Here is a 9,983-nt window from a genome sequence, read left to right on the forward strand (position 1 = left end):
TCAGGCGGCCGTCCCGGCGGGTTGCGCGCGCCGGGCGGTCGTCTCACGTACGGCGACGAACGCCAGCAGGGCGATGCTGCCCAGGTCGAAGACGATGCTCACCGTCGACAGGCCGGGCCGGGCCGCCGGGTTGAGGAAGGTGAGCCCGAGGAAGGCGGCCTTGGCGAGGATCGCGGCCAGGCACGCGGCCAGCCGGACGGGCGGGGACAGGACGGCCCACAGCAGGGCGGCGCCCAGCAGGAGCTGGAGCACGCCGCGGTGCTGCAGCAGCGCCAGCACCATGGGATCGGGGTCGGTCACGCCGTAGGTCGACCCCAGCATGGACGGGTTGACCAGGGCGAACACGGGGAGCGTGGTGACCAGGCCCGTCACCGCGAGGGCGGCGCGGGCCGCGATCTCGCCGGGTGGTGTCGAGGACATACGGCGGGCTCCAATCCATCAGCTTAGTTGATCGTCAGCGTAGCTGACGGATTTCCTCTCTTTCAAGGCCGCCTCCGCGCGGCTCGTGCGCCCGCGTTTCGGCCGTTCAGGCGGGTTCCGGACCCAACAACCAACATTCTAGGTAGATAAAGTGGGTTTTCGGTTTATCATGGGAACATGGGAGCATTGCTCGATCTTGTGCAACTGCGTACTTTTGTTGCCATCGCGGAGTGTGGCGGCTTCGGCCGGGCGGCGTCCGCGCTGCGGACGAGCCAGCCCACGGTGAGCCAGCACGTGCGGTCTCTGGAACGTGTCGTCGGACGTCCGCTGGTCGAACGGGCCGGCAGGCTGACCAGGTTCACCGCGGCCGGCGAGGCGCTGCTGGCCGAGGCGCGGCGACTCCTCGCCGCGCACGACGAGGCGATGTGCAGGCTCGGGGCGGAGCCGGTTCCGACGCTGACCGTCGGGGCCGTCGAGCACGCGGCCTCCCCGGTCCTGCCCGACCTGCTCACCGTCCTGATGTCCGCCCTGCCGGGACGCGACGTGGTGTTCCGGCTGGACCGCAGCACGGTCCTCGCCGAGGCGACGCTGCGCGGGACGGTGGACATGGCGCTGATCCTCGGCGCGGTCGCCAACGTGGGAGGGACGGAGGTCGGCTCCCTGCCGCTGCGCTGGCTGGCCGCGCCGGACTGGGTTCCGCCCGCGCCCGGCGCGCCGCTGCCGCTCGTCGCCTTCCAGGAGCCCTGCGGGCTGCGCCAGCAGGCCGTGGGCGCGCTGGAGAGACTCGGCTGGATCGTGCGGATCACCACCGAGGCGGCCAATCTGGAGGGCGTCCTCACCGCGGTCAGGGCGCGGCTCGGCGTCGCCCTGATGCCGACCGCGTGCGGCGTCCCGCCGGGACTTGAGGAGGTCCGCCAGCTGCCCCCGCAGGGCACACTCGGGCTGCGCCTGCTCAGCAGGCAGGGACTCGATCCGGCGATCGAGGCGTACGCGGGCGACACCCTGCGCGCCTTCTTCGCCGAGGTCCCGCCCTCCCGGCCGTTTCTCACCGGCCTTCCCGGTGGAGAGCGGCAGCGTCGCGACCAATACAAGACCAGCCATCCGATAAGCAATTCAAATTGACATCGATTGGCAAGGTGAATTGCTTGGCGAATATTCGTGAAAGGTGGCCTGAAATGCTCGTACGTCATTGACGTAAATCGCCTGACATGGTGTGATCGCTGTGCGGCCCTGATGTTTGCCCGGGGCCGGGGAAAATGATTTCTTTCCACGGAGGGTGCGTTTTCCGGCCATTCGGCTCACCCGCCGATGGCATGTCCGCCCCTTCTCGCGCACGCGTTCCACGCCCCAGAAGAAGGCCACGCCGATGACACCGAGCGATGACCCGGCCACCAGAGCCACCCCGATCCCCGGCCGCAGGCGGGGCGCCCTGCGCTCCCGGCGCCCCGTCGTCCTGATCGCCTGTCTGGCCACGGCCGCCGTCGCAGGCGCCGTCGCCGTCTCCGTGATGACAGGAGGCGCTGACCGGCCGGTGGCGCGGGCCGTCGCGGGCCCCTCGGGCGCGCCCGTCGCGGGCGGCACCCTCACCTACGCGATCGCGGGCACCCAGGTATCGCTGGACCCGGCCGTCGCGGCCACCGCGGTGACCGGTCTCATCGACCGCAACGTCTTCGACTCCCTGGTGGCGCAGACCGGCCCGGACAGCTTCGGTCCCTGGCTGGCCAAGGAGTGGACGGTCTCCAAGGACGGCAAGGTCTACACCTTCACCCTCCGCGAGGGCGTCACCTTCCACGACGGCACCCCGCTCACCGCGGCGGCGGTCAAGGCCTCCCTCGACCACGTGGTCGACCCCGGGACGAAGTCGGCCTACGCGGCCTCGCTGATCGCCCCGTACCGGAGGGCGCGCGTGGTGAGCGACCTGGTCGTCGAAGTGACGCTCTCCCGGCCCTTCACCCCCTTCCTGCAGGCGCTCTCCGTGCCCTACCTGGGCATCCAGAGCCCGGCCGCGCTCGCCAAGCCGGTCTCCGAGTACCGGCCGGTCGGCACCGGCCCCTTCTCCTACGTCTCCTGGGAGAAGGACAGGCGCGTCACCCTCAGGCGCAACCCCGGCTACACCGCGACCCCCGCGGGAGCCTCCCACCAGGGAGCCGCCTACCTCGACGGCCTGGTCTTCGAGTTCGTCTCCGAGGACGCCACGCGGTACGGCGCGCTGACCAGCGGCCAGGCACAGGCCATAGCGGGTGTGCCGCCCGTCAACGCCGACAGGCTGAAGACGCTGCCCGGGTTCACGCTGAACGCCCAGGAGACACCCGGCCTCAACTACAACCTCTACCTCAACCAGACCCGGGGGCCGCTGCGCGACGTGCGGGTCCGCCGCGCCCTGTCCGCCTCGGTCAACGTCGACCAGCTGGTCAGGAGCGTCTACTTCGGTCACTACAGGGCGGCGCGCAACCCGCTCAGCGCGGTGACCGCCGCCTACGACGCGGGCGCCGAGAGCGAACTGGCCTCCTACGACCCCAAGGAGGCGGCCAGACTCCTGGACGAGGCGGGCTGGAAGGAGACCGACAAGGACGGCTACCGCGTCAAGGACGGCGAACGGCTCACCCTCGTGTGGCCCTTCTGGGCCGAGGGGAACAAGGACCAGCGCGACGTCCTGGCCGAGGGCGTCCAGGCACAGGCCAAACTCGCCGGCATCGAGATCCGGCGGCCACCCGTCGACACCGGCGCCTACGTGAGCGAGTACCTCATCGGCGGCGGCTACGACCTGATCGACGTCAGCTTCGCCAGGCCGACCCCCGACGTGCTGAGATTCGCCTTCGCCTCGGGCAACACCTACGCCAAGGCGGGCGGCAACGTCGCTCTCGTCGACTCACCCGAGATCGACGAACGGGTCGAGGAGGCGGCCGAGACCTCGGACCCGGAGACGGCCAGGCGCGACTACGCGGCCGTGCAGAAGGAGGTCCTCAGGCAGGCCTACGTGCTGCCCCTCTACACGCCGGTGCAACTCGTCGGCCTGTCGGGGCGGGTGCGCGGCGTCGCCTTCGACGCGCAGACCTACCCCGTCTTCCACGGCGCCTGGCTGGGGGCCTGATCCCCATGCCGCCGCTGGCACGCCGACTGGCACGCAGGCTCGCGCTGACCCTGTTCGTGCTGTGGGGGACGGCGACACTGGCCTTCATCGGCATGCGGCTCGTGCCCGGAGACCCCGCCCACGTCATCGCGGGCGGGGTCCAGGCGAACGCCACCCCCGAGGTGCTGGAGACGATCCGCGCCCGGTACGGCCTGCACGACCCCCTGCCCGTCCAGTACGCGATCTTCATCGGCAGGCTGGCCCGCGCCGACCTCGGCGAGTCCTACCAGCTCAACCAGCCGGTGAGCGAGGTGATCCTGGAACAGCTCGGCGCGACCGTCGCCCTGGCCACCGGCGCCGCGGTCCTCGGCTTCACCCTGGCGGTGACCCTGGCCCTGTTCACCGCGGGACGCCCCAGAGCCGGGGCCGTCTCCCGCGTCCTGGAGTTCTGCGCCGTCTCGACCCCCAACTTCTGGATCGGCATCCTGCTGCTCGGCGCCTTCTCCTTCACCCTCCACTGGTTCCCCGTACTCGGCGAGGACGGCCCCCGCGCGCTCGTACTGCCGTGGATCACCCTCGCGCTGCCCATCGCGGGCGTGCTCGCGCAGATCACCAGGGAGGGCGTCGAACGCGCCCTCGGACAGCCCTTCGCCCTGACCGCCAGGTCAAGGGGCGCCACGGAGAACCGCATCCGGCTGCGGCACGCGCTGCGGCACGCCGCACTGCCCGTCCTCACCCTGTCGGGCTGGGCCCTCGGCGAACTCCTCGCCGGAGTCGTGGTCGTCGAGACGGTCTTCGCCCGCCAGGGACTCGGCCAGGTCATCGTCTCGGCGGTCAACGGCAGGGACTTCCCCGTGGTGACCGGCGTCGTCGTGCTCGCGGCCCTCACCTTCTCAGTGATCAACACCGGCCTCGACCTGCTCTACCGGGTGGTCGACCCCCGCGTACGGCAGGCCACCCCGTGACCGCCCCCACGCTCGTGCCGTACCGGGGAACGCGCCCGCGGCCAGGACTGTGGGCGGCCTGCGCGTTCCTCGCCCTCGTCTGCTGCGCCGCGTTGTTCCCCGCGCTGTTCGCCGGGGCACCCGACCAGGTGGACGCGACCGCCGCCCTGCGAGGCCCCGGCGCCGGGCACCCGTTCGGCACCGACCAACTCGGCCGCGACGTGTTCGCCCGTGTCGTGTACGGCGCCCGCGCCTCGCTGTTCGTCGGCCTGGGCTCCACACTGCTCGCCGGAGCCGCAGGCTCGGCGTGGGGACTGCTGGCCGCGCTCGGCGGACGGGTCGCCGGTGAGGTGGCCATGCGCCTGGCCGACATCCTGCTGGCCTTCCCCGGCGTCCTCACGGCGCTGCTCGTGGTCGCCGTCCTCGGCCCCGGCACCCGCAACGCCACCCTGGCCATCACCGTCGCCCTGGCCCCCGGCTTCGCCCGCGTCGTCAGGGTCCAGGCCCTCCTCGTGCGGAACTCCGCCTACGTCAGGGCCGCGACCAACTTGGGACTGCGACCCCGCCGCGTTCTGCGCAGGCACATCGTGCCGAACACGCTGGCGCCGCTGCTGATCCTGGCGACGCTGAACGTCGGCACCGCCGTCATCGCCGGAGCCTCCCTCAGCTTCCTGGGCCTCGGCCCACGGCCACCGGCCCCCGAATGGGGCGCCATGCTCGCCCAGGCCCGTAACTACCTCGACGTCTCCTGGACCCTCGCCCTCTTCCCCGGCGCCGCCATCACCCTGACCGTCATGTCCGCCACGGCCGTGGGGCGCGCCCTGCAGGCCCGCTACGAGAGGCGGGAGCCGTGACGCGGGAGGAACCGCTGGTCGTCGTGGACGGGCTCTCCGTCGACTTCACCACCCGGCACGGCGTCGTGCGCGCCGTACGGGACGTCGGCCTGACGCTGCGCGCGGGCGAGTGCCTGGCCGTGGTCGGCGAGTCGGGCTCCGGCAAGAGCGTCACCGCCCGCGCGCTGCTCGGCCTGGCCGGGCAGGGCGCCGACGTCCGCGCGCGCACCCTGTCCTTCGCGGGACACGACCTGCTCGGGCTGGGCGGACGGCAGTGGCGGCGGCTGCGCGGACGGCGGATCGGCTACGTCCTGCAGGACGCGCTGACCTCCCTCGACCCGCTGCGCAGGGTCGGCTACGAGGTCGCCGAACCCCTTGAGGTACACGGCCTGGCCAGCCGCGACGACCTTGACGACCAGGTCGTCGCGCTGCTGTCCGAGGTGGGCGTCCCCGACCCCGAGGTCCGCCTCCTGCAGTACCCCCACGAACTGTCCGGCGGCCTGCGGCAGCGCGCCCTGATCGCCTCCGCCGTCGCGGCCCGCCCCCGGCTGCTGATCGCCGACGAGCCGACGGCCGCCCTCGACGTCACCGTCCAGGCCCAGGTCCTCGACGTGCTGGCCGCCAGGAGGGACGCGGGTACGGCACTGCTGCTGATCAGCCACGACCTGGCGGTCGTCGCCAGGCTCGCCGGCCACGTCGCCGTCCTCTACGCGGGAACGGTCGTCGAACAGGGGCCCGCGGCCGGCCTGCTCACGGCGCCCGCCCACCCCTACACGGCCGACCTGCTCGCCGCGGTGCCCTCCGTCGACGGCCCGGTGCCCGACCTGTCCGGGCTCCGCTCCGCACCCGCCGCCCAGGAGGGCTGCCCCTACGCGCCCCGCTGCCCGCTGGCCGACGACCGCTGCCGTGAACGGCCGCCCGAGGCGCTGCCGTACGGGACGGACCGGGTGGTGCGCTGCTGGTATCCGGGGACAGTGCCCGCGACCGCGTCCAGGAAGCGCGCCGCGGGCCCCGCAGCGCCGACGCGGGCCGAGACGGTCCTCACCGTCCGGGGGGTCGTCAAACGCTTCCGTTCACCCGGCGGCTCCCACCGCACCGCGGTCGACGACGTGTCGTTCGACCTGGCCGCGGGGGAGGCGCTGGGGATCGTGGGGGAGTCGGGTTCGGGCAAGAGCACGACCGCCAGGATCGTCATGGCCGAGTTCGAACCCGACGCCGGATCGGTGCTGCTGCACGGCCGGCCCTGGAGCGGCCTGAAGGAACGGGACCGCCGCGCCCGGCGCTCCCGCATCCAGCTCGTCGACCAGGACCCGCTGAGCTCCTTCGACCCCCGCCACACCGTTGAGGAGATCGTCGCGGAGGCGCTGCCCCGCGCTCGGAAAGGCGTCGTACGTGAACGCGTCGCCGAGCTGCTCGGGCAGGTCGGGCTCGACCCCGCCGTTCTTCGCAGCCGGCCCGGCCGGCTGTCCGGCGGTCAGCGGCAGCGCGTGGCCATCGCGAGGGCGCTCGCCCCCGCCCCCGACGTGCTCGTCTGCGACGAGCCGGTCTCCGCGCTCGACGTCACCGTGCAGGCGCAGATCCTGACGCTGCTCACCCGGCTCAGACACGAGGCCGGGGTCTCACTGCTGTTCATCTCACACGACCTGGGCGTCATCCGCCAGGTGTGCGACCGGGTGGCGGTCATGAAGGACGGCAAGGTGGTCGAAACCGGACAGGTCGAGGCCGTCTTCCGTGCTCCACAGGCCGCCTACACCCGGGCGTTGCTCGCCGCCGTGCCACGGATCGGCCCTGGCCCCGTACGGCACACCCGCGTTTCCCAGAACCCGGAACCGCGCGACCCGCGGCCGGGAGACCCGTCCCCGTCACGGACCTGAAAGGCCGACATGACCCCAACCACCCCTGAACCACGCCCTGAGGGCCTCTACCCGGGCTGGACCCCGGCGCCGCGATCCGTCGTCGTGACGGGCGCCGCCTCGGGCATCGGCCGGGCGACCGTGGAACTGTTCGCAGAACGGGGAGTCGGCGTCGTCGCCGTCGACCACGACGAGTGGAGCCTCAAGGAGATCGCCCGCCTCGACCGGGTCGTCCCCCTCGTCGGCGACGTGTCCACGGAGGCCGCCAACCGGAAGGCGGTCGCGCTGGCCGTCGAGGAGTTCGGCGGGCTCGACGCCGTCGTGCTCAACGCCGGGATCGGCGGCACCCGTCCCTTCGAGGCGCCCGGCGCGGTCGAGGCCGCCGAACGCATCCTCTCCGTCAACCTGCGCGGCCCCGTCCTGGGCATCCGGGCAGCGGCACCCGTGCTGCGCGAGGGAGGCGGCGGCTCCATCGTGGTGACCGCCTCCGTCGCCGGTCTGCGCGCAGACCCGGGCAACTGGGCCTACAACGCCTCGAAGGGCGCCGTCATCAACCTGGTACGGGCCGCCGCCATCGACTACGCCGTCCAGGGCATCCGGGTCAACGCCCTGGCCCCCGGCCTCACCTGGACCCGGATCAACGAGGGGGTACGGCAGAACCCGGCCTTCGCGGCGGAGATCGAGAGGCGCATCCCGCTGCAGCGCTTCGGAGAACCCCGCGAACAGGCCGAGGTCGTCTGGTTCCTGACCTCCCCGGCCGCCTCCTACGTCACCGGGACGACGCTGGTCGCCGACGGCGGCCTCGACGCGAGCCTGGGAGTCCTCCCGCTGCCCGGCGTCCGGTGACCCCCGTTCCCCACACCTCAACGGAAAAGGAGTCAACGATGAGCACCACGGAGACCAACCGCGCGGTGGCGCGACGCTTCTACGAGGAGGTCGTGTCCAAGGGCCGCCTGGAGGTCCTCGACGAGATCGTCGCCGAGGACGGCACCGACGCCGCGGGACCCGCGCTGGGCGGCGGCGGGCGCGCCGGTTTCGTCCAGCACATCACCTGGCTTCGCCAGGCGGTCGAGGGGGTGACGGCCACGGTGACCGACACCGTCGCCGAGAACGACAGGGTCGTCGTCTACTGGACCATCGAAGGGGTGCAGCGCGGCGAGGTGTTCGGCGCCCCGCCGAGCGGACGCCGTTTCGTCGGCCAGAGCATCAGCACCATCAGGTTCCGTGACGGCCAGATCATCGAGTACGAGGTCCTGCCCGACCGTCTCGGCATCGTGCAGCAGCTCGTCTGAGCGCCCGCCCGCCGCCCGCTCCGGGAGTCCGGAGCGGGCGGCGGTGTCATGCGACCGTCACACCAGCCCGTCGACCCACGACCTGATCGCCTGGGCGGTGGTGTCCGAACGCTCCTCAAGAGTGGTGAAGTGGTCGCCGGGGATGTCGGTCGACTCGTGCGCCACCGGCCAGTACGCCCGCCAGTCCAGCCGGCCCTCGGGATCGACCGTCGTGCCGCGCAACGGCTCCGTCGCCCGCAGCAGCAGGATCGGCGTCTGGACCGGCTTCGGCTGCCAGCCGACGAAGAGCCGGTTGTAGAGACCCATCGTGGTCAGCCTGTCGTCGTGCAACGTCATGTCGAACCGGTCGATCCGGTCGAGCATCCCGCCGATCATGCCGCCCAGCCACCACTCCATGCCCTCCTGGCCCGCCGCGTCGATCGGATAGCTGTCGATCAGCGCGAGCCCGGCGGGCCTCAGCCCCTGGTCCTCAAGCGCGACGGCGACCGCGTGCGCGACACAGCCACCCATCGAACGGCCGACGATCACGAAGGGCTCGTCCTCGCCGACGCAGGCACGCAGACCCTCCACGTTCATCTGGACCAGTGTCTCCAGCGAGTCGGGTAGCGCCTCGGCCTCCCCGTCGGTGAATCCGGGAGACGGTACGACGTGGACGTTCCGCTCCCCCCTGAAGACCTGGCCGAACCGCGAGTACTCGTGCGGTCCGGAGATCGCGCTGAGCGCGGGGAAACACACCAGGGACACCCGCCCGGGGCCGGTGGCCAGCTTGATGGGAGGCCGCGCGTACCGCTCACGTTCGGCGGCGCCGAACTGGCCGCGCACGTGGGAGACCGCGAGCAGCAACTCGGCCGCCTGCAGGTGTTTGCCCGTCTCGTGCATCCGCCGGTGAAGCGCGGCCAGCCCGCCCCCCGACCCCTCCGCCGAGGTACGGCCCGGCCGTACCTCCCTGGCCGTTTCCCCCAGCTCACGGTCGAGCAGGTCGGCGATGGCCTGGGGGGTGGGGTGGTCGAAGGTGAGGGTCGCCGGTAGGCGGAGTCCGGTGGCGGTGCTGAGGCGGTTGCGCAGTTCGACGGAGGTCAGCGAGTCGAGACCCAGCTCGATGAGCGCGCGGTCAGCGGGAATGGTGCCCGGCGCCGGATGGTCGAGCACCGTGCCGACCTCACCGCGGACCAGTTCGAGCAGGACCTCGGCACGCGCCTCACGGTCGAGCCCGGCCAGCCTGCCCGCCAGCGACGCCGCCCCGCCCCCGGCTCCCGCACGGGTCCGTGCGCTCGGCCGGGCGGCCCGGACGAGTCCGCGCAGGAGCGGTGCGGGCGTTCCCTCCACGGTCGGCGCCAGCAGCGCGGGCACCGCGACCGAGCCTCGCGCCCGCCCGGAGACGGCGGCGTCGAACAGCGCGAGCGCCTGCTCGGTGGGCAGCGACCGCAGCCCGGTGCGCGCGATGCGCGCCTGGTCCGCCGAGCTCAACCGGGCGGTGATGTCGCTTTCCTGTTGCCAGAGTCCCCAGGCGAGGGAGGTGGTTGTGGGGTGGTTGGTGGCGAGGGCGTCGAGGTAGGTGTTGGCGGCGGTGT

At 72.4% G+C, this 9,983-nt stretch carries 9 protein-coding genes; 7 read left to right on the top strand and 2 right to left on the bottom strand.

The window, feature by feature from the left end; translation table 11 throughout:
• Complete coding sequence (locus ACIBVQ_RS05410) at nt 1-420, bottom strand: hypothetical protein (protein ID WP_352009425.1); 420 nt, start codon at nt 418-420, stop codon at nt 1-3.
• Between the two features lie 177 nt (nt 421-597).
• Between ACIBVQ_RS05410 and ACIBVQ_RS05415 the strand changes: the two genes are divergently transcribed.
• The 7 genes from ACIBVQ_RS05415 (at nt 598) to ACIBVQ_RS05445 (ending at nt 8,412) form a co-directional block, all read left to right on the top strand.
• Entirely contained in the window at nt 598-1,542 is a 945-nt protein-coding gene (locus ACIBVQ_RS05415) for a LysR family transcriptional regulator (RefSeq protein WP_362771915.1), read from the top strand.
• 244 nt (nt 1,543-1,786) lie between these two features.
• Nucleotides 1,787-3,511, top strand: a complete 1,725-nt coding sequence (locus ACIBVQ_RS05420; protein WP_399175794.1) for an ABC transporter substrate-binding protein — start codon at nt 1,787-1,789, stop codon at nt 3,509-3,511.
• A gap of 5 nt (nt 3,512-3,516) precedes the next feature.
• Complete coding sequence (locus ACIBVQ_RS05425; protein ID WP_399175796.1) at nt 3,517-4,455, top strand: ABC transporter permease; 939 nt, start codon at nt 3,517-3,519, stop codon at nt 4,453-4,455.
• A complete protein-coding gene (locus ACIBVQ_RS05430; protein ID WP_399175798.1) occupies nt 4,452-5,288 on the top strand; it encodes an ABC transporter permease in 837 nt (278 codons plus the stop codon). Before ACIBVQ_RS05425 ends, ACIBVQ_RS05430 begins: the two co-directional genes overlap by 4 nt.
• On the top strand, nt 5,285-7,141 hold the full coding sequence (locus ACIBVQ_RS05435) for a dipeptide ABC transporter ATP-binding protein (RefSeq protein WP_399175800.1): 1,857 nt from the start codon (nt 5,285-5,287) through the stop codon (nt 7,139-7,141). Before ACIBVQ_RS05430 ends, ACIBVQ_RS05435 begins: the two co-directional genes overlap by 4 nt.
• A gap of 9 nt (nt 7,142-7,150) precedes the next feature.
• Entirely contained in the window at nt 7,151-7,966 is an 816-nt protein-coding gene (locus tag ACIBVQ_RS05440; protein ID WP_352009431.1) for an SDR family oxidoreductase, read from the top strand.
• Nucleotides 7,967-8,004: 38 nt separating this feature from the next.
• Entirely contained in the window at nt 8,005-8,412 is a 408-nt protein-coding gene (locus tag ACIBVQ_RS05445) for an ester cyclase (protein WP_352009432.1), read from the top strand.
• Nucleotides 8,413-8,469: 57 nt separating this feature from the next.
• On the opposite strand, the gene ACIBVQ_RS05450 is transcribed toward ACIBVQ_RS05445, so the two are convergent.
• Nucleotides 8,470-9,983, bottom strand: a 1,514-nt coding sequence (locus tag ACIBVQ_RS05450) for a thioesterase domain-containing protein (RefSeq protein ID WP_399175803.1), incomplete at its 5' end; no start/stop codon positions are given.

This window comes from Streptosporangium sp. NPDC049376, from assembly GCF_044466505.1.
GTDB lineage: Bacteria > Actinomycetota > Actinomycetes > Streptosporangiales > Streptosporangiaceae > Streptosporangium.